Origin of the sequence: Mesorhizobium sp. WSM4898 (assembly GCF_029625845.1) — a bacterium.
In the GTDB taxonomy this organism is placed as follows: Bacteria; Pseudomonadota; Alphaproteobacteria; order Rhizobiales; family Rhizobiaceae; genus Mesorhizobium.
Window position 1 is genome coordinate 1,211,264 of the sequence record NZ_JARTVQ010000001.1, and the last position, 22,625, is coordinate 1,233,888.

27 protein-coding genes are annotated in these 22,625 nt (G+C 62.3%); 14 read left to right on the forward strand and 13 right to left on the reverse strand.

All coding sequences use genetic code 11. The features are described from left to right. Positions 1-134: 134 nt before the first annotated feature. The 4 genes from P9228_RS05980 to P9228_RS05995 form a co-directional block, all read right to left on the reverse strand. Positions 135-731 (reverse strand): hypothetical protein, encoded by a 597-nt coding sequence (locus P9228_RS05980; protein ID WP_127403412.1) that lies wholly within the window; start codon positions 729-731, stop codon positions 135-137. A 106-nt stretch (positions 732-837) separates the two neighbouring features. After that, positions 838-1,287, reverse strand: a complete 450-nt coding sequence (locus tag P9228_RS05985; protein WP_278052691.1) for a hypothetical protein — start codon at positions 1,285-1,287, stop codon at positions 838-840. Next, positions 1,272-1,628 carry a hypothetical protein gene (locus P9228_RS05990; protein WP_127403411.1) on the reverse strand — a complete coding sequence of 119 codons (357 nt, stop codon included), beginning with the start codon at positions 1,626-1,628 and terminating at the stop codon, positions 1,272-1,274. The genes P9228_RS05985 and P9228_RS05990 overlap by 16 nt, the downstream gene beginning before the upstream one ends. Before the next feature lie 65 nt (positions 1,629-1,693). Continuing rightward, the gene (locus tag P9228_RS05995; RefSeq protein WP_164757278.1) at positions 1,694-1,870 is read right to left on the reverse strand and encodes a hypothetical protein; all 177 of its coding nucleotides are present in this window, start codon (positions 1,868-1,870) and stop codon (positions 1,694-1,696) included. Between the two features lie 306 nt (positions 1,871-2,176). Between P9228_RS05995 and P9228_RS06000 the strand changes: the two genes are divergently transcribed. The 3 genes from P9228_RS06000 (at position 2,177) to P9228_RS06010 (ending at position 5,399) form a co-directional block, all read left to right on the forward strand. After that, positions 2,177-3,007, forward strand: a complete 831-nt coding sequence (locus P9228_RS06000) for an oxidoreductase (protein ID WP_127403410.1) — start codon at positions 2,177-2,179, stop codon at positions 3,005-3,007. Positions 3,008-3,067: 60 nt separating this feature from the next. After that, positions 3,068-4,105 carry an AraC family transcriptional regulator gene (locus tag P9228_RS06005; protein ID WP_127403409.1) on the forward strand — a complete coding sequence of 346 codons (1,038 nt, stop codon included), beginning with the start codon at positions 3,068-3,070 and terminating at the stop codon, positions 4,103-4,105. A 139-nt stretch (positions 4,106-4,244) separates the two neighbouring features. Next, positions 4,245-5,399: an L-dopachrome tautomerase-related protein gene (locus P9228_RS06010; RefSeq protein WP_164757277.1), complete on the forward strand. Its 1,155-nt coding sequence runs from the start codon at positions 4,245-4,247 to the stop codon at positions 5,397-5,399. 84 nt (positions 5,400-5,483) lie between these two features. Here the strand turns inward: P9228_RS06010 and P9228_RS06015 are convergent, their stop codons facing one another. From P9228_RS06015 to P9228_RS06045, 7 genes are all read right to left on the reverse strand, one after another. After that, positions 5,484-5,624 carry a hypothetical protein gene (locus P9228_RS06015; RefSeq protein ID WP_164757276.1) on the reverse strand — a complete coding sequence of 47 codons (141 nt, stop codon included), beginning with the start codon at positions 5,622-5,624 and terminating at the stop codon, positions 5,484-5,486. A 1,071-nt stretch (positions 5,625-6,695) separates the two neighbouring features. Then, entirely contained in the window at positions 6,696-6,824 is a 129-nt protein-coding gene (locus P9228_RS06020) for a hypothetical protein (RefSeq protein ID WP_259979827.1), read from the reverse strand. A gap of 142 nt (positions 6,825-6,966) precedes the next feature. Further along, positions 6,967-7,830, reverse strand: coding sequence for a hypothetical protein (locus P9228_RS06025; protein WP_127403407.1), 864 nt, complete (start codon positions 7,828-7,830; stop codon positions 6,967-6,969). A gap of 491 nt (positions 7,831-8,321) precedes the next feature. Next, positions 8,322-9,056 carry a DNA N-6-adenine-methyltransferase gene (locus tag P9228_RS06030; RefSeq protein ID WP_127335455.1) on the reverse strand — a complete coding sequence of 245 codons (735 nt, stop codon included), beginning with the start codon at positions 9,054-9,056 and terminating at the stop codon, positions 8,322-8,324. Continuing rightward, positions 9,043-9,297 carry a hypothetical protein gene (locus tag P9228_RS06035; protein WP_127335454.1) on the reverse strand — a complete coding sequence of 85 codons (255 nt, stop codon included), beginning with the start codon at positions 9,295-9,297 and terminating at the stop codon, positions 9,043-9,045. The genes P9228_RS06030 and P9228_RS06035 overlap by 14 nt, the downstream gene beginning before the upstream one ends. Further along, positions 9,297-9,665 (reverse strand): hypothetical protein, encoded by a 369-nt coding sequence (locus P9228_RS06040; RefSeq protein ID WP_127335453.1) that lies wholly within the window; start codon positions 9,663-9,665, stop codon positions 9,297-9,299. Before P9228_RS06040 ends, P9228_RS06035 begins: the two co-directional genes overlap by 1 nt. A gap of 129 nt (positions 9,666-9,794) precedes the next feature. Then, entirely contained in the window at positions 9,795-10,046 is a 252-nt protein-coding gene (locus P9228_RS06045; protein ID WP_127403405.1) for a hypothetical protein, read from the reverse strand. A 147-nt stretch (positions 10,047-10,193) separates the two neighbouring features. On the opposite strand from P9228_RS06045, the gene P9228_RS06050 reads away from it, so the two are divergent. The 8 genes from P9228_RS06050 (at position 10,194) to P9228_RS06085 (ending at position 17,519) form a co-directional block, all read left to right on the forward strand. Next, entirely contained in the window at positions 10,194-11,459 is a 1,266-nt protein-coding gene (locus P9228_RS06050; protein WP_278052692.1) for a hypothetical protein, read from the forward strand. Further along, positions 11,437-12,177 (forward strand): ParB/RepB/Spo0J family partition protein, encoded by a 741-nt coding sequence (locus tag P9228_RS06055; protein WP_278052693.1) that lies wholly within the window; start codon positions 11,437-11,439, stop codon positions 12,175-12,177. The genes P9228_RS06050 and P9228_RS06055 overlap by 23 nt, the downstream gene beginning before the upstream one ends. Beyond that, positions 12,167-12,313, forward strand: coding sequence for a hypothetical protein (locus P9228_RS06060; protein WP_278052694.1), 147 nt, complete (start codon positions 12,167-12,169; stop codon positions 12,311-12,313). Before P9228_RS06055 ends, P9228_RS06060 begins: the two co-directional genes overlap by 11 nt. A gap of 250 nt (positions 12,314-12,563) precedes the next feature. Beyond that, complete coding sequence (locus tag P9228_RS06065; RefSeq protein ID WP_278052695.1) at positions 12,564-13,199, forward strand: helix-turn-helix domain-containing protein; 636 nt, start codon at positions 12,564-12,566, stop codon at positions 13,197-13,199. Between the two features lie 5 nt (positions 13,200-13,204). Beyond that, positions 13,205-14,854, forward strand: a complete 1,650-nt coding sequence (gene terL, locus P9228_RS06070) for a phage terminase large subunit (protein WP_278052696.1) — start codon at positions 13,205-13,207, stop codon at positions 14,852-14,854. Between the two features lie 125 nt (positions 14,855-14,979). After that, entirely contained in the window at positions 14,980-16,428 is a 1,449-nt protein-coding gene (locus tag P9228_RS06075; protein WP_278052697.1) for a DUF1073 domain-containing protein, read from the forward strand. Further along, the gene (locus tag P9228_RS06080; protein WP_278052698.1) at positions 16,425-16,619 is read left to right on the forward strand and encodes a hypothetical protein; all 195 of its coding nucleotides are present in this window, start codon (positions 16,425-16,427) and stop codon (positions 16,617-16,619) included. The genes P9228_RS06075 and P9228_RS06080 overlap by 4 nt, the downstream gene beginning before the upstream one ends. 198 nt (positions 16,620-16,817) lie before the next feature. Next, a complete protein-coding gene (locus P9228_RS06085; protein WP_278052699.1) occupies positions 16,818-17,519 on the forward strand; it encodes a phage minor head protein in 702 nt (233 codons plus the stop codon). Here P9228_RS06085 and P9228_RS06090 read toward each other — a convergent pair whose 3' ends face one another. Both P9228_RS06090 and P9228_RS06095 read right to left on the reverse strand, forming a co-directional pair. After that, the gene (locus P9228_RS06090; protein WP_278052700.1) at positions 17,520-17,831 is read right to left on the reverse strand and encodes a HigA family addiction module antitoxin; all 312 of its coding nucleotides are present in this window, start codon (positions 17,829-17,831) and stop codon (positions 17,520-17,522) included. It abuts the gene before it with no gap. Next, a complete protein-coding gene (locus P9228_RS06095) occupies positions 17,831-18,109 on the reverse strand; it encodes a type II toxin-antitoxin system RelE/ParE family toxin (protein ID WP_127239322.1) in 279 nt (92 codons plus the stop codon). The genes P9228_RS06090 and P9228_RS06095 overlap by 1 nt, the downstream gene beginning before the upstream one ends. Before the next feature lie 77 nt (positions 18,110-18,186). On the opposite strand from P9228_RS06095, the gene P9228_RS06100 reads away from it, so the two are divergent. From P9228_RS06100 to P9228_RS06110, 3 genes are all read left to right on the forward strand, one after another. Continuing rightward, positions 18,187-20,199: a DUF2213 domain-containing protein gene (locus P9228_RS06100; protein ID WP_278052701.1), complete on the forward strand. Its 2,013-nt coding sequence runs from the start codon at positions 18,187-18,189 to the stop codon at positions 20,197-20,199. Between the two features lie 73 nt (positions 20,200-20,272). Further along, the gene (locus P9228_RS06105) at positions 20,273-21,223 is read left to right on the forward strand and encodes a hypothetical protein (protein ID WP_278052702.1); all 951 of its coding nucleotides are present in this window, start codon (positions 20,273-20,275) and stop codon (positions 21,221-21,223) included. A gap of 60 nt (positions 21,224-21,283) precedes the next feature. Next, on the forward strand, positions 21,284-22,378 hold the full coding sequence (locus P9228_RS06110; RefSeq protein WP_278052703.1) for a hypothetical protein: 1,095 nt from the start codon (positions 21,284-21,286) through the stop codon (positions 22,376-22,378). Positions 22,379-22,625 lie beyond the last annotated feature (247 nt).

Sequence of the window (22,625 nt, forward strand, 5' to 3'; positions counted from 1 at the left end):
GCGGTGAAAGGAAACGGCTTTCTGCTGCACCGATCTGAATTTCTAAGTTACTTCAATAACTTAGCTTGTAACCAAATCGGTTACAAGTGGGTGCAGGCAAAAAAGAACAATAATTTCAATGACTTCGGTGGCGGTCAGTTCACCGGCTTGAACCGGGATTCCAGGACGGCGCCGGAAATCGAGCGCTGGTCGTCGCCGCATTGCACGAGTGCCTGGTCGACGTGTTCCGGATTGACGCCGATCACCTTCCAGACGCGGCCCTGCTGGTCGGGCGCTTCGGCGCCGAGGTAGGGCGCGACCTGGAGGGGCTGCGGTGGCTGACGCAGGCGGTATTGCGCCGGCAGCTTGGGATGGTGCCAACCGCAGCCCTCGGCCTCCAGGCCATGTTCGAACACTTCGAGCCGGAGCTTTTCTTTCAGCCAGACCGAGATGTAGGCGCGATGGCAATACTGGTTGTCGGTCGGGGCCTCGTAGCAGAGCAGGGCGACGTCCCTGCCGCCCGAGAGGTCTTCCATCTTGGCGACGATCCGGCCAGGATGGAGCCTGTCGAGGCCTTCGAAGTAGAGCTGCTTATACTCCCGTTCGCTGGCGGTCTTGAACCATTCGCCTGGGGCGAGTTCGGGCATTTTGCGGTAGCCCGCCGGATATCCTCGCGGCGTGCCCCTCGACACCCCGATCTTCTGGATTTCGGGCGGCAGCTTGGTGAACCAGGAGCTGGTGAAAATGCGCATCTTCGTCTCTTTCGGCGGTAGGGCTTTGGACAGGTCCAAATGTAAATCCGGTGAACTTCTCAAGCAACCAAAATGACACTGTGTGTTACCATTTTGGTACGTTGCCTCACCCGTACATCTGCATTAGGTATGGGTTCTCTCCAGCGCCTTCGGGCGCTGTCCTGTGGTAGGGATGGAGAGGAGGGCCGATCAGGGGCAACCCGGTCGGCCTTTGATATTTCCGGCGTGGCTGCGGCGCCTCGAAGCGCACTTCGGGATAATTGACCCACGCCGTCACCGTCTCGAAACTGATGGCGCGCGGCAAGCTCTTGACGTCGTCGAGCAGCGTTCGTCCTGCCAGGATCCCATTGCCCGCGAACTCGGCGCCCGAGCGGAAAAACTGGAACGTCCTTCGCCATGGTCCGGTTGAGAGCCAGAGGTCCAGGCCCGGCGCCAACTCCACGCGGTCGAGGCTGTCGCTCTCAAGAAGTTCGCAGAAGAGCTGGTGCCCCAGAGGGCGCGGCGTCTGGAAGTCGATGGCGCGCCGGAGTGTGGAATCGATCAGGATGAAGCGCATTGCAGTTCTCGTGCCTCGAGGCGTTGGTTGATGGTGGGGAGCGTCTCGCTGGCGAACAATTCGAGCCACCACTTGATCAGCTCGGCCTGGTAGCGGTCGTCGACCGCACGATGGCGGGGCTCGCGTAGCTGTCGCTCGATCCAGTCAAGCCGGTCGCGAAGCTCCGGCCGGTAGAGCAGATTGCGGAATGCATCTGCGAGCCGCATGTCCAGGGCGTAATCCCCGGTGCAGCCGAGGGGCGACCAGTCGCTATGCCAGGACGACCACATGTCGAGGGCCTGGATGATGGTGGGGAGCCGGCGCCGCCGCTCCTCCTCGTCTTCTGGTAACGGGCGAAACATTTTGGACTCCGCGGTAAGGATTTTGTATTCTACTATGTAACCAATTTGGTTACAATATGGGCAACCTAAAAGTGATTTCGGCGGCCGTCCTTGCAGACCTTGACGGTGACGGTGGTCACGTAGGTTCCGACCTCGGCGAAAGGGTCCTGCGGCAGATCGCAGAACTGGCCGTTCAGCTTCTCGATCAGGGCGCGGAAGGCCATGGCCTTGCGCGTCTCGCGGAACTCGGCGCCGGCCGACATGATGGCGGCGAGGCACCCGCCGTCTTCCAGGAAGTGGAGCGCATGGACGACGTGATCGATATCGCGCTCAAAGTCGCGATCTGACTGATCGAGAAGCTGGTGCCCGCTGTTCCCTCTTACGTTCTACCCATGTCTTGGGGCTGACAGCGTCATTGCGGCCAGAAGATGCCGCCCAACTCTGACAATCGGTGGCAGCCCACGCGAGACGGTGGCGGGATTTGCTACTGGTATGGCGCCGGCCGCTAATGCGCCGGGCACTTTTTTGGATTAGGACTCACTTCATCGAATAAGGAAGGTCAAAGTAAAATGGTGAAACCACAAACAAAAATCGCACTTGTTACTGGCGCGTCTTCCGGCATGGGCAAGGAAATCGCTATCCGGCTGATTAAGGACGGGCTCAAGGTCTATGTCGCTGCCCGTAATGTCGACAGGATGGGCGATCTTGCCAAACTTGGCGCGATTCCGCTTCGTATGGATATCTCGGTCGATAGCGATATCCAGGCCGCCGTCGACACCATCATCGCACAGTCGGGCGGCGTCGATGTCCTGGTCAACAACGCAGGCTTTGGCCTCTACGGACCGGTTGAAGACGTCGGGATCGACGAGGCTCGCTACCAGTTCGAGGTCAACGTTTTCGGGCCGGCACGGCTCACGCAGCTTCTGCTGCCAGCGATGCGCCAGAAGGGTGCCGGCACCATCGTCAACATCACGTCCATGGGGGGCAAGATCTACACGCTGCTTGGCGCCTGGTACCACGCCACCAAGCACGCGCTTGAGGGCTGGTCGGACAGTCTGAGGCTCGAACTCAAGCCCTTCGGGATCAATGTCGTCGTCGTCGAGCCCGGCCTGATCGAGACCGCCTTCGGCGATGTCGTCGCCGATGGCCTTGTCAAGCGCTCCGCCAGGAGTGCCTATGCCAAGGTCTCCGAGATCGTCGCCCGGACAACAAGGCAGACCTACGGGCACGGTCGTGGAACCAATCCGAGCGTCGTCGCCGATGTCGTTTCTAGGGCGATCGGGTTGCATAGGCCGAAGACGCGGTACGTCGTCGGCAAATACGCCAAGCCCATGGTTTTCATCCGGAAGTGGTTCGGCGACCGCATGTTCGATCGGATTATCATGAGCCAGATGCGATAGGACACGACACAAGCCGCGCTTACTGAGGCCCTACACGATTTGAACAAAGGAGAACGGGTGATGAGTGCAACTCCCGCCGACAGATGTAAAGTCCCGCAGGCGTTCTGGCGAGCGATCGAGGCTTTGGGGCTTCGGCCGGCAGCGATCCTGAGGCAGGCCCGCCTGCCTGCCACTTTGCACCTCAACCCCCAAGGCCTGGTCACGACTGAACAGTACTTCGCGATCTTCGAGGCGTTGGAAGTTCTTTCATCGGATAGCGGCCTCGGGATCAAGCTGGTGAAGAGCGCCGATACCGCGGTCCATCCGCCATCGACTTTGGCGGCGTTTCACGCGCGAGACTACCGTGACGGATTGTCGAGGGTGGCCAGGTTTAAAAGGCTTTGCACACCAGAGCAGCTCCACTTTTCCGAGGAAAACGGTGAGGTATCCATCAGCAGCGAGTGGCTTTATGCGACTAAGCCAGAACCGGCGATTGCTGTAGACATCACCTTCGCGTTTCTGGTCGAGCTCGGCCGGCGAGGGACGGGGCAGAACCTATCACCCGTGCGCCTCGAGCTGAGGCGGCCCAATCCGGGCAGCGACGCACATGCAGCCTACTTCGGCTGTCCGATCCGCTATGGCGCGCCTGGTGACATCCTCATTCTGAAGGCCCCTGATCTTGATCGTCCGTTTCCGGGCCACAATCCGGAACTGTTGGAGATCCTCACACCGGCACTCGCGTCAGCTCTCGGTGAACTTCAGGCGCTCACCTCAATCCGGGATCAAGTGAAGCTGGTCCTGAAAAGGAACTTGGCCAGCGGACGGCCGGAATTGTCCGGAATTGCCACCGATATGGGTCTCAGCGAGCGCACCTTGCAGCGCCGTATCACCGAGGAGGGGACGACGTTTCGGGAACTCCTCATGGAGGCGCGGCAAGAACTGGGCCATCAGCTTCTCGCCGATCTCTCCGCCGACATCGACGAAGTGGCCTGCCTGTTGGGCTACCAGGATACCAGTTCTTTCTACCGCGCTTTCCGCGACTGGGAAGGCGTCACACCCAACCAGTGGCGCGAACTCAATAGCGGTGGGATGCCAGAGAGGCAAGGCTCCTTGCATTAGCGAGGATCTGGCCGCTGGTGAGAGCAACCGGAACAGAGACTTAACAACCGTTCGGGCACCGAACGCAGATGACATGGGTCGACGCTGTGACCGTCGCCCCAATGAACACTGGACTATTGCAACAAGAAGGGAACAGACAATGAGCAAGCAAACTGGCAAGGGCATAGGGCGGCTCCTATTGCGCATTGGTCTGGTCCTCACGTTTGGGGTCATCGCTGCGCTGGCGTTCGTCAAGTTCGAATATGGCAGGGGCACGCTTTACTCCGATATCGGTTCGGCAAATCCGGGTGGTCTCGGCAAGCTCGAGAAGCTGGTTAGCCTTGAATACCCTCCCGGCAATGTGGCGGTCGCGCCAAACGGGCATGTTTATTTCAACTACCATCCGATCGCCCGTGCGGGGCGGTTTTCCGACGCGACCGTCTTTGAACTGGCCGACGGAAAAATCACGCCATTCCCCTCCATGGCGGCCCAGAAGGATTTTCAGGGCACGTTTGGCATGACCGTCGATAAGCAGAACCGCCTTTGGCTGATCGAGCCGGCAAGCTTTGATTTCCAGCATACTCGCCTGTGGGCCTTCGATCTGGCGACGCGGCAGCGCCTTGCGTATTTTGAGTTCCCTGGCAAGGAGGCGCAGTTCGCCCAGGATCTGCGTGTGACCGACGATGGCAAATATGTCCTCCTGGCCGATACTGGCATAATGCGGTTCACCGGGCCGAAACTCATCGTTTTCTCTGTACAGGATCAAACATTCCGCACCGCTCTGGGAGCCCATCCGTGCACCTCGCCCGAGGACTGGTTGATGCAGACCCCGTTTGGCGTGTACCGCATGGCCGGAGGCCTCGTGAACGTCGCAGTCGGCCTTGACGGAATAGAGATCAGCCCGGATCAAAAATGGGTCTATCTCGCCGGAATGACCAATTCGCATCTTTGCCGGGTTCCGCTTTCCGACGTGCTCGACGCCAACATCGGTCCTTCCGAAGTTGCCAAGAAGGTGGAAGTCTTAGGGGCGAAACCTATGAGCGACGGCATAACCATCGACAAATCAGGCGAGGTTATTCTCACCGATGTTGAGCATGGCGGCCTCATGGCGTTCGACCCGCAGAGCAAGAGCGTTACTACGTTGGTACGCTTACATGATGTGATATGGGCGGACGGCGTGGCCACGGGTCCGGACGGTTCGCTGTATTTCACCGACAGCGCGCTCTCCGCCTATATCGGGCAACTGGCGGGACCGCCGGACAAGGCTCTCCTTGCGGCCCACCAACCGTATTTCCTCTACCGGGTCAAGCACTAAGGTTTCCGGCTTCATGGTAGGCGGCCACGGCTGCGTCGCGATAGGCGACGATCTGCTCAACCGTGTTGCGGAGGATCAGCGCGTTCATGGCTTCGCCTCGACCGGCTTGGCGCTCACGGCGCCGTGCATCTTCTGGAAGGTGAAGACGTCCTTGCGCTCGATCACGATCTCGTAGCGCTTGCTGCCGTCGGGCAGCGTGAACTCGTATTCAACTGGCTTGGTCACTGGTCTGGTCTCCGTGGTAGGTATTGGTGGGCGACGGGACCTCTCCCGCCGCCCTATCGAAGGGATTTTCTGCCTCTATTGGTGCATCGCGCCTCCTGTCCCGTTGCATGAAACTCGGCCTCTTCCTCCTCGGCCGCGAACTGGTCGGCCCGCTGCTCCCTGCAGGAAGGGCAGCGGCAGCTTTCGCTGTCGTCGAAGGGGAAAGGGGTCAGGCAGTCGTCGCAGTAGGGCATGGTCGGCTCGTCTCTGTGGTAGGGAAAAGTGTGACCACAACAGGTTAGCGTGTAACCAAATTGGTTACAATGCGGCCACGGACAAAAGATCGTGTTCGCCCAGTGCAGTTGTCGGAGGTTAGAGGTGTCGACAGGTGCGCCGTACTGCGCTTAGCGCAATAGAAGCCACGACCAGTAATGCCCTCGATCGCCATCCGCCCGAGAACTAAGGATCGATCAATCGGGCTCGGCTTTTGATGCGGCGATGGATAAGATCGACCATGCGCCCAAGCTCATCAATGAGCAGATAAAGGAACTGGCGCGGCGCAAGCGGGACGAGGGGAAGGACTAACCTCAATGAAATGCGCCGCCGAACCGTCCGTTGCATTGCTGATCTTCGCTCTGGTCGGATGCGGCGCAGTGGATGGCGTACAATCGTGAGATGCGTCGAGACGCCGACGGCGCGCGAGCTTCATGCGGGCTAACAACTGCCCCTGAATCTTTAAGCAATGATAAAATCGACTCTGATCTAGCCCGATGCGTAAATGCATGTAAGCAGCTTGGGTTTGTTGTCGAGAGCGCTTTCCCTCCCGCTCTGATCAACAAACAGGTTGATGCGTCTGGTGATAGCTCGCCCGCAGAGTGTCCAATCTATAAAAACTAGGAGCGCCCTGCTGTCCGGGACGTGCTTGTACCGTATACATGCGTGAGCCCTAGCCCCGATTCCCCTCAAGGCTGGGGCTCGTCCATTCGGAATAGCGCGAGGGCTAGATAAATCCCCTAAGCACCGGCGATGATGACGACCGCACCAACCGCCGTTCCAATCTTCTCCGGCAATCCGTCTGCCGGGGAGTTCATCTTACATCTCTATCAGAGCGTAGGCCGCGCCAAAGATGGCTGTCATTATCACGAGGAAAAATGTCCATCCTTTCAAAGCGTGGCGCACGTCTTCGGGCTTGGCGCCCTTCTGGTTGTCGTAATCTTCCATTTGTCCGATCCCAGTTCTTTCGATCTCGACTTGCTACGAAATTGGTTGCCTGGGGGCAACCCTGTCACAGTGTGCCGGCCTGTCGCGGATTCTTTTCTATCGCGTTCACGGCCTAGCATCAGGCGCGGATCTATCTTGTCCCTCAAAATGCGAAGGCGAGTTGGCCGGTCTTTTCGACGCGGCTGGGGATGCCGATCGGCGCGAGGCCCGGCAGCGCATGGATGAAACCGCCCGGCTGGTAGGCGGGATCGTTGCGGTGCTCCTCGCGGAGCCTGCTGTCGTCGGCGGGGTGACGCACGTTGCCCTGCCAATGGCTAAGTCCGAACGGAGGGTTGTGTAGCCTGGCCTTCGTCGCCGTCTTGCCGTGATGATCGATGAGCAGGTTCTGCTCCATCACGATCGTCAGCATCTCGTCGACGGTCATTGCCTCGTCGACAAACCAGCGCTCGCGGGAGAGCCCGGCGCCGGTGAAGGATCGAAAGCCGGTCTCGCTGAAAAATGGCCGGTCGAGGTCGATCACCCGGCCGTCCAGCCCGACCCCTCCGAAGAGACCCGGGTAGCGCACGTCGGTCCGGCAGCCGTGGATGGTCAGCATGAACCGACCGGGCTGGCCGTGCATCGGGATTTCGCCGTCGGGCGCGGCCAGTTGCTTGCCGAGCCAGGACGACGCCGAGTTCCAGCAGTTGAAGCGGGAGCGGCAGCGCGGCGGCCAGGAACGGCCGGAACCGTCCCCGCGCTCCTCCTGGCCGCCGTATTCCTCAATCCGGTAGAGCGTCTCGACACATGCCTCGATCACTAGCTCGTAGGGAAGGCGGCCGGGCTTGTCGCAGGCCATCATCGCGGCGTGGTAGTGGTGGAGGGCTTCCCGAGCGATTCCGACCAGATATTCGTCGGACCCGTCGCGCAGCATGGCGACATTCTCGGCGATCTCCTGACCGCGTTTCTCGGCCTCGATCTGCCAAGCGTGCTTCTTGGCTGGTGCTTTCGCCTTGGCGGTCTTAGCCATTGCCGTACCTCGGAAGTTCTGCGAGCGACGAGAGGGGCGGCAACCCCATGCGCTCGCGAGATCGGTTGATGATGGGGAGAGGGTCGAAACCCTTGACGCCCGGACCTCGGTAGACCCATGGCGGGTTCTCCGGGTCGAGCCGGCCGACGTCGTAGCTGTGGAGCATGTCGGCGAAATATTCCGGCGTGCCCGGGTAGGGAGCGCTATTCCAGAGTGCCCGCAGGATTTCCGGATGTTGTCGCCGTAGGCGAAAAGCCGGCTCCTTGCACGACGCCAGTTCGCGGCGCGGCGGTCGCGAGTATTCTGCTCCCAGATCACCGCTTGCTCGGCGCGCTGCGCCATAACGGTGTCGGCGTCTGGCTGCTCCTCTGCGATCATCTCGGAAAAGAGCGGCAGTTTCTCTCGCTCAAGGCGCTGCTTTCGGGCCAAGGCGAGCCGCTTTCGCCTCGTGTCCTCGAACGGGCCATATCGGCGTGTCCGGAAGTGGCGCATCAGAGCAACCTCCCCTCGGCCACCTGCCAGACGCCCTCGCCTAGCGGTTCGAACGGGCCGCGCTGTAGGGTCTGGCGGACCTTCGCCTTCCAGTTCGGATTGCGTTCGGACTTCGGATTCTCGGCCAAGGCGCGGTAGAGATCGTCGAGCCGCACGGCCGCGCCGGCGCGCTGCATCACCTTCAACACCTCGTCGACCCACGAGCCGACGGAGGCAAAGCCGAAGATCAGCGAGCGCAGGCGCAGCGGCACGAAAGCGCCGGGAATGCCGCTGGCCGCAAGGCGGTCAGCATCGTCGGCGCCATAGGCGCAGAACACCGACGGCGCGCCGGCATTGGCCTTTGCTCGAGTCCCTGCGGCATCGTGGAAATGCAGCCGCCCTTCCATGAACAGCAGCGCATCGGCCGCGCGCCAGACGCACTCGTGGAACACCTGCGTTTCGGTGCGGGCGAAGATCAGCGCGATTCCATGGGCGTGCTCGGCCATACGGCCCATCCAGCGGCCGATCACGTTGTTCGAGTATGGCGGGTTGAGCCACACGCGACCGTGCCAGGGCCGGGCTAGACCGTTGTCGGCGATGGTGTAGTGCTGGCGCGCCATGTCCCACGGCCGATCGAGCGGAGCACAGGGATCGAGGTCAAAACTCTCGGCGCCACCGAGCGCGGCCAGGATGGCCGGAGGGGTCAGCCAGACGTCGGTGCCCGCCGCCGCGGAGTGATGGCTACCGATGGGCATGGCGCGCCTCCTCGGTCAGCCTGCGCAGCACGTCGCCGACGCTGCTGATGGAATTCTCCAGCCGGGCCTCGTCGAGCTCGGCCAGATCGATCTTGGTTTCGTTCCCGTCTTCATCGATCATCGTGAAGACGCTTGCGGTGGAGTGCGGCTTGCGCAGGATATCCCACGCCCAGCGTGCGGCCGCTTCGGGATCGCCTTCGCCCTCGTAGTCGATCTCCCATGTGACTAGATAGCGGGCCATCAGCGCTGCTCCCGCTTGAGCATGTCGCGCGCCGCTCCGCGCGCCATGGGTCCGTCGCCGAAAGCGCCGTCTGCGATCTCTTGCAATTCAGCAGTGCGCGGGTCAGGTCCGTCGCAGGCGTCTTCCTCCTCTTCGTCCACGTCCTCGCGGGTGAGCTGGTCGAACGTCCACTCGTCGCCCTCCTCGTCGAGGAAGACGATCTTGCCGTTGCGCTTGGCGGTCTGGATATCGTTCCAGAAGATTTCGGTGCCGCCGGCGTATTCCGGCTCGCCCGTCTCCGGGTCGATGTCGCTGATGTGAGCGCGGCCGGTCAGCCGCTCCAATGTTCCGGTGATCGGGCTTCCGGTAGGTGATAGGTAGTTGGCCATGGTCTCTGGTCTCCGTGGTAGGGGGTTGTTGCCAAAATGGTTGCGAACGCCGCTTGACAAAAAGCCGGGGGGAGAGGCAGAAATCGCGCAGCCTGATATTGCTTCGCGATTCGGCCGGTCCCTGAAAAATCAGTTGGTGTTGAAGCCGTCCGGCGAGGGCTGAATGCCAGCCTCTTTCGCCACAAAGCCCACGACGTCGAGCACGTCGTCAGAGCTTAGTTTCTCAATGGTTTCGGCGAAGCGCCGCTTGAAATAGGTCTGGTGCTCGGCACCGGCGTAGCGGGCCAAGCCGATGGCAGCGGCGAAGGTGATCGCTTCCAGGCGAGCGCCGCCGAATCCGGACTCCTGATGAAGGCTGGCCGCGAGGTCGTTGAGCGTCATTGGTCGGTGATCCGTGGTAGGCAAAGTAACCGTTCTGGTTACAAGTAACTTATTCGGTTACACCTCCGATGCAAGTGAAAAAGCGAGGCCCTCGGCGTTATGTTTCAAGGCGTTGTGCCGAAGGAATGCATCGCGCAAATCCTTCGCGTGTCTGAGGTCGACAAGTGGGGCCGGGTCTATAATTGCTGTTCCGGAACGTTCCGGTTCGAGCAGATCACGCTCGCCACTTTCCCCGGCGTTGAGATGCACTCCAACGACGTCAGCCTCTACTCGTCAGCCATCGCCGGTTACGTGCTGGGCAAGCCGATAGACTATGAGTTTCACGGCGCGCTCGACTTCGTGAACGAGTTCGACTTTCGGGAGCCCGATCAGCGCCTCGCCGCGCTGGCTGTCGGCTTCAATCTCGGCCGCTTCGCTGGCGGCAAGGCGAACGCCTACAAGACCAGCCATCGCGAGCACCTGGTTGCGAACTTCGGCAGCTATGTCGAGCGCACCCTGGACAAGGTCCGCAAGCTTCCGGGCATGATCCCGATCAAGAGCTATTCGCCGCGCGACTGGATCCTGCATCTCGAGGAGGCCATCGACCGCAAGGCTGCGATCTTCTCCTATCCGCCGTTCTACAAGGGCGGCTACGAAAAGATGTTCGAGTTCCTGGCCGAGAACATCAAATGGGACGCGCCCCGATATGAGCTGTTCGATCCCAAGGCGCTGCGCGGCCTCATCGAACGCGTGCGGCAGGCCGGCGTCCCGTATTGCATCCTCTCGGACCAGATTTACGACGATCTGAAACCGGAGCTGGAATTCGTCTCCGGCCGCGGCCACCCGCACTACTGCTACGTGTCGACCGGCAAGTCGTCATACCTGCAGCTCGTGCCGCGGTCGGCGCCGTTCCGCTACAAGCCGATCGACCTCGACAAGATCAAGCCGGATTCGGTGGTGACGATCGGCCGGGCCGATGCCGCCCAGATGACGTTCCTCAAGGACGTCTACCTGAAAAAGGGCATCACCCACACGCCCGGCATGGTGAACTATCTGGTGCGGGTCGACGACATGCTGGTCGGCGGGCTTATCTACAACCTCGACAAATTCGCGAAGCGGTCGATCTACCTGCTGTCCGACTTCGCCATCTCGCGCGAGGGCAGGCTGTCGAAGCTCGTCACGAGGCTCGCCTGCAACGGCGAGCTGCTGCGCGACATGGGCAAGCGCTTCATCGACCGGTTCGACAAGGTGCAGACCTCGGCGTTCTCGGACCATCCCGTCTCGATGAAGTATCGCGGCATCTTCGAGCAGACCAAGCGGGACGAGATCGACGGGCCGGAAGGCAAGTATCGCCTGCATTACGTCGGCGCCCGCATCGATGAGACGCCGCAACAAGCGTTCGAGTGGTGGTATGGCAAGCAGTTCAAGCGTTGACTGGAAGGCCCTCGATATCGAGACGCGCCAAGTTGATCCGAAGACGCTCCGCCGCCGCGAGAAGAACGCGCACTACATGGCGCCGGCCATGTTCAAGCGCCTCGTCGAGAACGTCAAAATCGATGGCCGCCTGACCACCACGGTCCTGGTGTGCCAGAACAAAGACGGCTCCCTCGAGATCCTGTCGGGCCATCACCGCACGGCCGCCGCGATCGAGGCCGGCCTGCCGTTGGTCGACGCGCTCGTCATCACCACGCCGCTGACCGAAAAGCGCAAGGTCGCGATCCAGCTGAGCCACAATTCGATCAACGGCGAAGACGACCAGTCGCTGCTCGCCCAGCTCTACGCCTCGCTCGACATCGATGCGAAAAAGTTCTCCGGGCTCGATGACAGCGTGCTTGCCGGCGACAAGGGACCAGGTGCTACCGCGCTCGGCGGGGCGAACATCAAATACGACGAGCTGCTGTTCTCTTTCCTGCCGGAAGACCGCGTGCGTTTCGAAGTCGAGATGGAGGCTCTCGCCAAAAGGGCGAAGCGCTTCCGCATCCATGCCGCGCCGCAGTCGCGGTTCGACGACTTCTTCGACGCCATCGTGCGCACCAAGAGCCAGCTCAACATCGTCAATTCGGGCATCGCCCTCTCAGTGATGGCGCGCCTTGCCGGCGAGCGTCTGGAGCAACTCGAAGCGGAAGCGGAGCACAAATCCGATGCGGCATGATCTGCCCATGCGCGGCGCGCCTTCCAAGCCCGAAGCGCCCGTCGCCGGCCCGCCATTCGGCACCCCGTTCATCGTGGTGCTCGCCATCCTGTCGTTCACCTTCGTCGTGTGCCTCGCACGCGTCCTGCTTCCGTGATCCAGATGCATACCCTTGTGTGTAACGCAGTGTCGGTGGTCAGCATGGTGCCACCATGCAAGCATTCGGGTCAGTTTGCGGATTTGCGCAATTTCGCTGACCCCATGATCCGCAAGGCTTTGCTGCCGGATTTGACCAGCATCCTGGCATTCGGTTCGGCTCGCGGCATGATGACCATGGGTCACGGGATCAGTGGCAAAAAAAAGAGCCACGCCGAACATTCCGAACACTCGCACGCGCGAGTCGTCCGGTGATCAAGACCACGACCAGCGTGACGACATCGAAGCCGAAGGCCAAGGCCAAGGCTGAAACGGCCACAGCGAAGCCGAAAGCCGAGCCGAAAAAAAAGCCGGCGCGCGGCAAGAAGAAGCCGGCCAGCAAGGCATCGCCTCCTGTGGCGCCGAAGCCTGCTCCCAAGCCTGAGCCGGCACCACAGCCGAAGCCGGCGGAAGGCAACCGGGGCGGGGCATCGCCGAAACTGACCGAGCGCGACGTGCCGCGCGTGATCGCGATGCTGCGCCAGTGCGGCGGCATCAAGACGGTCGCGGCGGAGAAACTGAACGTCGGCCGCACCACGCTCTACGCCTTCCTGAACGAGCATCCTGAAATCCAGGAGGCCGATTCCGAGATCGCCGACGAGCTGCTCGACGTTGCCGAGGGGCAGGTGGTGATCGCGCTTCGCTCTGGCGATCTGCAGACCGTGCGCTGGTACCTGGAGCTCAAAGGCAAGGACCGGGGCTATGTGCGCCGCGTCGAGCAGACCGGCAAGAATGGCGGCCCGGTCGAGACCCAAGCGCGGGCGAACCCGAAAGACCTCACCGACGAGGAGTTGGACGTCCTGATTGCGGCAGCGCAGCGACGGAAGGCCGCCGAAGCGCAAGGGTGACTTGAATGGCGCAGAAGTCCGCCGCCGCAGGCGCGCCCCTGCTTGCCCCCGAGCTTGAGGACCTGCTCATTGAGCGAGACCGGCGCAAGGCAAAGGGCTCGTTCGCCGAGTTCGTCAAGATCGCCTGGCAGGAACTCGAGCCAGAGACGCCGCTGATCTGGAACTGGCACATGCAGGTGGTCTGCGACCATCTCCAGGCGCTGGTCGAGGGCAAGTTTCTCGAGCTGGGCCTGCGCAATCGCCTCGTCATCAACGTGCCGCCCGGCACATCGAAATCACTCCTCGTCTCGGTGCTGTTGCAGGCCTGGGAGTGGGGACCTGCCTCCCGGCCGGGCATGCGGTATCTGTCGACGGCGTATAACGACGGGCCGGTCAACCGCGACACCCGCAAATGCCGCGACCTGATCCTGTCCCGCTGGTACCAGGAGCGCTGGCCCGAGGTTCGGCTTAGTCGCCGCGCCGAAACGTCCTTCGCCAACGACAGCACCGGCACCCGTGAAGGCGTGCCGTTCGGCTCGCTCACCTCGCAGCGCGGCGATCGCCTCATCATCGACGATCCGCACTCGACCGAGACGGCGGAATCGCCGGCCGAGCGCACCGCCACCACGCGCAAATTTCGGGAAGGCGCGCAGAACCGCCTGAACGACCAGAAGCGCAGCGTCATCATCGTCATCATGCAGCGCTTGCATGAGGCGGACGTGACCGGCGTCATCCTCGACGGCAAGATGAATTACGTTCATCTCTGCCTGCCGATGCAGTTCGAGCCGGAGCGCTGCTGCTACACGCCGATCAAGGTTGCCAGCTCCGTCGGCGAGCCGATCTTGGCGCGCTATGACGGGAGCAAGCAGCACTGGTACGGCGAGAACGACAATCTGCCGGACGAGCGCCGCGCCGAAATCGAGGCTCTGCCGCTGCAGCTGGTTTGGCGGCAGGATCCCCGCACGCAAGACGGCGAGATCCTCGATCCGATCCGCTTTCCGCCCGATGAGCTGAAACAGCTCTATAACGACATGACCTCGTATGCCGTCGCTGGCCAGTATCAGCAGCGGCCAGCGCCGCGCGCCGGCGGTATGTTCCAGCGCGCATGGTTCGAGGGTCGCATCGTCAGGGCCGCGCCCAAGGGCACGATCTGGGTCCGCCATTGGGACTTGGCCGGGACTCGAGGAGGCACTGGCGCGCGCACCGCCGGCGTCAAGCTCGGCCGCGATCCCGAAGGCCGCTACTATGTCGGCCACGTCGTGACGCTTCGCGAGGAAGGCAAGTCGGTCCGCAAGACCATCGAGACTCAAGCCGCGCTCGACGGCAAGACGGTCCACATCAGCCTGCCGCAAGATCCTGGTCAGGCCGGCAAGGCGCAGGTGCAAGATTTCGTCGCGCAGCTCGCCGGCTACAAGGTCCATGCCGAGGGCGAGACCGGCGACAAGGTCACACGCGCCGAGCCGTTCGCGGCGCAATGCGAGCATGGCAACGTCTACATCGTCGAAGGCGAGTGGAACACGCTCTACCTCGACGAACTCTGCCTGTTCCCAGCGTCCAAGCTGATGGACCAGGTCGACGCATCTTCCGGAGCCTTTACGAGGCTGCTCAACATCAAGGGGGCCATGGTGATCAGCGACGACGTTCTTCGGCGCGCTGCCCAGCCGGGGCCGCGATGATCAAGAAACTTTGGGGCGCATTGCGTCGTCGTTGGGCACGCGGGCCAGTCGCCGACGTCCCTGCGTCGGCGCCGCCGACAGCAGTTCCTCCTGGAGCGCGTCCTCCCGCGCGCATCTCGGATGCGATGCTGTCGGCGATCCGCGCGCAAGCGGCCGCACCGAAACAGCCGGTGCCGGTCTTCACCCTGCCCAAGCACCCGGATGGCGTGCTCCCGTCGGGCAACACCGGGCTTGCCATGGACAGCGCCGTCGGCGCGGTTCAAAGCTGGGCCAACGGCTTCGCGCTGAGCGGCTACTTCTCGGAGGGGATCACCTTCCTCGGATACGCCTATCTCTCGGAGCTGGCGCAGCGACCGGAATACCGGGTGATCTCCGAGACGATCGCCACCGAGATGACGCGGAAATGGATCCGCTTCACCTCGAACGACGGCGAGGACAAGGCCGACAAGATCGCGGAGCTGGAGGCCGAGTTCAAGCGCCTCAACGTGCGCGACATCTTCTGCCGCGCCGCCGAGCAGGATGGCTTCTTCGGCCGCGGTCACATCTACATCGACACCGGCGACACCGACGATGCCGACGAGCTGCAAAAGCCGATCGGCGACGGCTGGGACAAGCTCAGCGTCACCAAGTTCTCCAAGAAGCCGATCAAGGCGCTGCGCACCGTCGAAGCGGTCTGGTGCTATCCGACCAACTACAACTCGAGCGATCCGCTCAAGGACAACTGGTATCGGCCCGACAGCTGGTATGTGCAGGCCAAGATCGTCCACACCTCGCGCCTCATCACGCTGATCGGGCGCGAAGTGCCCGACCTGTTGAAGCCGACCTATTCGTTCGGCGGCTTGTCGCTGTCGCAGATGTGCAAGCCCTATGTCGACAACTGGCTGGAGACGCGCCAGTCGGTGAATGACATCATCTCGATGTTCAGCGTTTTCCTGCTCGCCACCAATCTTGGCGAGACACTGCAGGCGGATGGTGATCAGCTCTTCCGGCGCGCCGAACTTTTCAATTTGGTCAGGTCCAATCGTGGCCTGATGATGATCGACAAGGATACCGAGGACTTCAAGAACGTCGCGGCGCCGCTCTCCGGGCTCGACGTGCTCCAGGCGCAGGCGCAAGAGCACGTGGCGTCGGTGAGTCACATTCCGCTGGTCAAGCTGCTCGGCGTCCAGCCGGCCGGTTTGAACGCCTCCTCCGAGGGCGAAATCCAGGTCTTCTACGACTACGTCCACTCCTTCCAGGAGCACCTATTTCGCCAGCCGATCCATCGCCTGCTCGGCCTGGTGATGACCTCGCTCTGGGGCGAGCCCGACCCCGGCATCGACTTCGAGTTCGAAAAGCTCGAAGAGACCAATGAGAAGGAAGCGGCCGAGGTCGAAAAGACCAAGGCGGAGCGCGACGTCATCCTGATCGACGCCGGCGTGATTTCGCCCGAGGAATCCCGCCAGCGCGTTGCCGGCGATCCGGACTCGGACTTCTCCTCGATCGATGTCGAGGACCTGCCCGACCTCCTCGAAGAGGAAGAGGACGGCCTGGTGGTCAAGGGCGGGTCCGAGGAACGAGACGAGGCGGCGTGAACGAGGCCCGCGAAATCCGGCTTCGGCTGGTCGAGTTGGTGGGCATGAGCACGCCGGGCGAGATCGACCCTGACAAGTTCTTCCGAACCGTTCTCGTGTTGGAACGGTTTGTTTGGGACCCGGGTGTTGCCAACCCCGAGGAGCCGGCAGATAGTGCGGCTCCCGTCACGGACAACGCCGGCACCGCTTGATCACGCTCCACCTCTGGGAACTTCTCAAAGCACAGACGCCCGACGATCGCGAGATCGCCGAGACGCTGAGGGATCGTGATGTCCAGCCTGCAAAGTCGTCGGACGGCCAAGCGCAACGAAAAGGTGCTTCGCCCCGTCCGACCGAACGTCGGGATCGAAACGGCCTATAGGGGCCGCCTGACGCGCTTGATCGACGCCATGAGCGACAGCGTGATCTACTGGCTGAAAGCGTCCTACCGGGCCAATACGCCCCGCATAGCGCAGGACGAGACGCCGGCGGATGCGCTGCGCCGATCGATCCGCAAGCTCGCCGTCCAATGGACCAAGCGCTTTGACGTCGCCGCGGTGAAGCTCGGCGACTATTTCGCGCTCTCGGTCGAGAAACGGTCCAGCGCGGCGCTGCGCAAGATCCTGCGCGATGGCGGCATCTCGGTCGAGTTCAAGAAGACGGCGCCGATGCGCGACGTCATCGACGCGACGGTCAACGCCAATGTGGCGCTGATCAAGTCGATCCCGTCGCAGTATTTCGACCAGGTCGAAGGCGCGGTGATGCGGCCGGTCCAGACCGGCCGCGACCTCGCCGGCCTCGTGCAGGACCTGGAGCGCTACTCCGGCATCACGAAGCGGCGCGCGGCCTTCATCGCACTCGACCAGAACAACAAGGCGACATCGGCCTTCAACACGGCGCGCCAGCTGGAACTCGGCATCGATGAAGCTGAGTGGCACCACAGCGGCGGCGGGAAAGAGCCTCGCCCCACGCATGTCCAGGCCGGCCGCGAAAAGGTCCGCTACAAGATTTCGACCGGCTGGTATGACCCGGCCGTCAAACGCTTCATCCGGCCGGGCGAGGAGCCCGGATGCCGCTGTGTCGCCAAGCCCGTCATCAAGGGCTTTTCGTGATCACGCCGCATGCAGCGTCGGGATGGCCTCGATCTCGGCGCTGAGGGCCTTCTCGGCCTGCTCCAGATCATAGTTGCGCTGGAGGTTGAGCCAAAGCACCGGGCCGTTGCCGACCAGCTTTCCAATGCGGAGAGCCATCGCCACCGTGACGGGCTGCTTTTCGTCCAGGATGTCGTAGAGCGTGCGACGCGAAATGCCGAGCAGCTTCGCGATCTCCGTCTTCGACACATTGAGCGACGGAATGACGTCTTCGCGCAGAAGCTCGCCGGGATGCATCGCGGGCAGGCCGCGCTTGATGGGTGTCGTGTTCATCAGTGGTAATCCTCTAATTCGACTTCGGTTGCATCTTCGCCGTCCCATGCAAACGTGATGCGGTAATTGCCTGTGACGCGGACCGAAAACCGGCCCTTGTCGCGACCCGAGAGGCCGTGGAAGTGATAGCCGGGAAGGTCCATGTCCTGGGGCCGCGCCGCCGCTTCCAAGGCGCGCAGGATGCGAGCGACACGCTTGTCGTCCTGAACGCTGAGACCGCGTGCTTTGCCGGTTTCAAAGAAGCGTTGCAGGGCTTTGTTTCGGAACGTCTTGATCATGCTTAAGTGTAAGGCGATACCTTACATATGTCAAACAAAATGTGAGGTCAAGCCTTACATTTCAGGAGCGATTTTCGATGCGAGCGAAGTCTGAGGCCCAGCGCCGCGCCATGTACGCAGCGGCCGAGGGTCGAGGCGTGCTCGGCATCCCGAAGTCGGTCGGCGAAGAGTTCGTCGGCAAGGACAGCGCGGGGCAGGCGGCCTCGCTGATGTTGGTCGCGCCCGATGGCGATGTCCTGGTGCTCCGTCGCTCGTCGACCGATACCAACTGGCCCGGCCATTGGTGCTGGCCTGGTGGCAAGTCGGATGAAGGCGAAGACGCCGAGACGACGGCAGCGCGCGAGACCACCGAGGAGATCGGCACGCTGCCGTCTGGCGCGCGCCAGCTCGTCGACACGCGCGGCACGCCGAATGGCTGGGTGCATCACACCTTCGCTCAGGCCGTCGAGACGAAATTCGCGCCGGTGCTGACCGACGAGCATTCCGGCTATGCCTGGGCTCCCCTGCGCTCGCTGCCCGAGCCGCTGCATCCGGGCCTGCGCGACATGCTGGGCGAGCGGCTTGGCATCGCCGCCGACATGTCGCCCGAGGCATGGGACTCGCTGCGCTCTAACTTCGTGAAGTGCGCGCGGGGCGAAGACATCGAGATCGAGGGCGCCTGCCCGATTTGCGGCGGCACCGGCGAAGTCGCCGGACCTGGGATCCTGTGCGACGAATGCCGCGGCACGGGAGCGGTAGCGCAGGCCAACGACGCGCTCGCCATGGATCGCAACAGCGTGCGCTCGTTCGACCAGGACGGTCATCTGCGCGTCGAGATGACGCCGATCTCGAAGGCCAACGTCTGCCCCTACTATGGCCGCGAAATCCCGGACTTCGAGGCGCTAGGGCTCAATCCCGAGCGCATCTATCGCCTCTACCGCGATGCGGACGAGCTCGCGAAAGCAGCTCCGACCTTCGTCGGCAAGCCGCTCTTGCTCAAGCACATTCCGATCAGCGCCAAGGAGCACCCCCGCGAAGCCGTGGTCGGTGCGCTCGGCGATGCCGTCGAGTTCCATGCCCCGTATCTCATGGCGCCGCTCAGCATCTGGGACGGCGCTGCAATCGCGCTGATCGAATCCGATCGGCAGAAAGAACTTTCGAGCAGCTATCGCTACCGGGCCGACATGACGCCCGGCACGCTGGCTGGAGAATTCTACGACGGCGTGATGCGGGACATTTCCGCCAATCACGTTGCCTTGGTTGAGGAAGGCCGCGCCGGGCCTGATGTTGTTGTCGGCGACAGCAAAATGGAGATCATCACGATGAAGAAAACAGCACTGCTGTCGCGCATGGCGTCCGTCGCCCACGGCGCGATTCTTGCCCACGTCATGCCGAAACTCGCAGCCGATCAGAAGATCGACCTGCGCCCGGCGCTGGCCGGCATCACCGCCAAGAACTTCAAGGCCAAGCGGCCCGCGCTCGTCGAGGCGGTCGCGAAGGCCACCAAGGGCAAGCTCGCCGCCGATGCCAAGCTCGACGGCCTCGATGGGCTTCTGCTTGCACTCGACGAAGAGGCCGACGCTCAGGAAGCCATGGACGAGGACGACGACGAGGAGGCCAAGAAGAAGAAGGCCGCCGAGGACGTCGCCGAGGAGGAGAAGCGCAAGAAAGCCGCCGAGGACGCCGAAAAGGAAGACGAGGACGAGAAGAAGAAAAAAGCGGAAGATGACGACGAGGAGGACAAAGTCGACAAGAAGGCTATGGACGCGGCGATCGCCGCAGCTGTAGCGCAGGCCAAGACCGAGGTACGCGCTGAGATGTTGAAGTCGGCCGCCGAAATCCGCGCCGCCGAGGAGGCGGTTCGGCCCTATATCGGAAAGCTCGCCCTGGCTCACGACAGTGCTGATGCAGTCTATCGCACCGCGCTCACCTCGCTTGGCGTCAACATCGATGGCGTCCATCCCTCGGCGCTGCCGGCGATCCTCAAGGCGCAACCGCTGCCCGGCGCTGGAGCACCCCAGAAGCCGGTGGTCGCCATGGACGCTGCCGGGGTGAACTCGTTCTACGAGCTTTTCCCGGCCGCCAAGACCCACATCGTCAAGTCGCTCTAAGGCGAGCGGCTTCCCTTTCCAAGCCCGTCGAGCCGGCCAGCGAGCCGGCTCTTTTCATATTAGGAGATCGCCCATGTCTGGGTTTCAGACGCAGGTTGCCTACAATCCCGCCCCCGCTGTCGAGGGCGATTTCGCTTCCACCAATCCCCGCTCTACAGTCCTTGCCGCCGCTGGCGCGCTGGTCTGCGGCGCGCTAGGTGCTGTCATCGGCCGCTTCGCCTGGCTGAGTTATGTTGAAGCCGACAGCGACAATGCGCCGACCGTGGTCAACACCTTCGGCACCGGCCCAGTCGCAGGCTTCGTCCATCGCGAGCAGCAGGGCCTGATCGAGCAATACCTGCAGGAATCGACGATGCTGGTCCCGGCCGGCTTCCCCATCACCGTCTTCGATGGAGGCGATTTCTGGGTGAAGAACGCCGGCGCGACGCCTGCCCTGGTCGGCCAGAAGGTCTACGCCAACTATGCTGATGGCACGGCGACCGCTGCTCCGTCCGGCTCGCCGAATGGCGCGACCACTTCGGCCGGCTCCATCGCAGCCGAGACCAGCGGCTTCCTGGGCTCCATCGTCGGCAACGTGCTGACGGTCACCGCGCTCAATTCCGGCACGATCTACCCCGGCACAACGATCTCGGGCACCGACGTCGTCTCCGGCACCAAGATCGTACAGCAACTCACTGGCACCCCCGGCGGTGTGGGCACGTATGCAGTTAACATCCCCGACCAGGACGTCGACCCCGGTACAGTGATTTCCGGCACCTATGGCGTGTTCACGGCGGGCGGCACGATCGTCGGCGTCTTCGGCGTCGGCGACACGCTGACCGGCGCTGGCATCACCGCCGTCACCACTATCACCCAGCAGCTCACTGGCCCAGCCGGTGGCGCTGGCACCTATGCGGTCGATGTCAACACCATAGTCAACGCTGCGGCGCTCACCGCGGCCACCAATGTCGAGACCAAGTGGACCGTGCGTTCCTTCGCGCAGCCCGGCGAGCTGATGAAGGTCAGCTCTTGGCCTCAGGGCTAAACCCGCCCGTCAATCTCGAAACCATGCGCCGCAAGTCGGCGATCTGTGAGGATAACCACCATGAAATTTCACCACTTCGATCAGGCCGCTGCGGCGTGGGCTCAGCATCGCTCGATGTTCGAGCAGGCCGGTATCTACCTTCCCGATGCACGCGCCTACATCGTCGAGGCGTTCCGCACCAATCACCTCGCGATGGATGCACAGCCTCAGCTAGCGACAGCACCGAACGCCGGCATCCCGGCGTTCCTCACCACGCTTGTGGATCCTGAGGTCTACCGCATCCTTTTCGCCCCAACCAAAGCTGCCGAAATCTTCGGCGAGATCCGCAAGGGTACCTGGATTGACCAGACCGCAATGTTCCCCGTCGTTGAGCAGACCGGCGAAGTCTCGAGCTATGGCGACTACAACGACAACGGCCGAGCCGGCGCCAACATGAACTGGCCGCAGCGCCAGTCTTATCTTTTCCAGACGATTTCCGAATATGGCGAGCTAGAGATCGAGCGCGCCGGCCTTGGGCGCGTCAATTGGGTCGGCGAGGTGGATGGCGCCGGCGTCACCGTGCTCGCACGATTCCTCAACACGACCTACTTCAAGGGCGTGCAGGGCTTGCAGAACTATGGGCTTCTCAACGACCCGAACCTGGCGGCTCCGATCACCCCGGCGCCGAAGGCCTACGGCGGCGTGAAATGGATCAACAACGGCCAGATCGTCGCCACCGCGAATGAGATCTATTCCGACCTCCAGTCACTGTGGCTGCAGCTCGTTACCCAGACAGCCGGCCTGGTCGACCAGAACACCAAGATGACACTGGCCATGTCGCCGGAATCGCAGCTTGCCATGACCGCGACCAACTCGTTCAACGTCAATGTCGAGGACCTGCTCAAGAAAAACTTCCCGAACCTTCGCGTCGTTTCAGCGGTGCAATATAGGGCGGAGACAGCGATCAACCCGACGGGCATCTCAGCCGGCAACGTGGTTCAGTTCATTGCCGACGGCATCGATGGTCAGCCGACCGGCTATTGTGCGTTCAACGAAAAGCTCCGCGCTCATCCAATCGTGCGCGCGCTCTCCTCGTGGAAAAAGAAAATGTCAAGCGGCACCTGGGGCGCGATCATTCGCCAGCCGATGGGCATTTCGCAGATGGTGGGCGTTTAGATGGCGTAGAGATAGTATTGCGCGCCCCAATACGAGCCGCATTCATGCATTGGTTTGGGGCTGGGACGAAGGAGGCTTGCGCCGAAGGCGTTCCAGATAGGCGACTCGCTCCCGCTGCACGGCTTCAAGGATTGCAGGAACACTACAGAGTCATACGGCAACAACGTACGCCCTTGTGCCGCAAGTCTGCTCACCAGTTCTTGTTGGCGGGCAATGATTTGCTCGCCTTCAAGGTCTCTGCCATCTC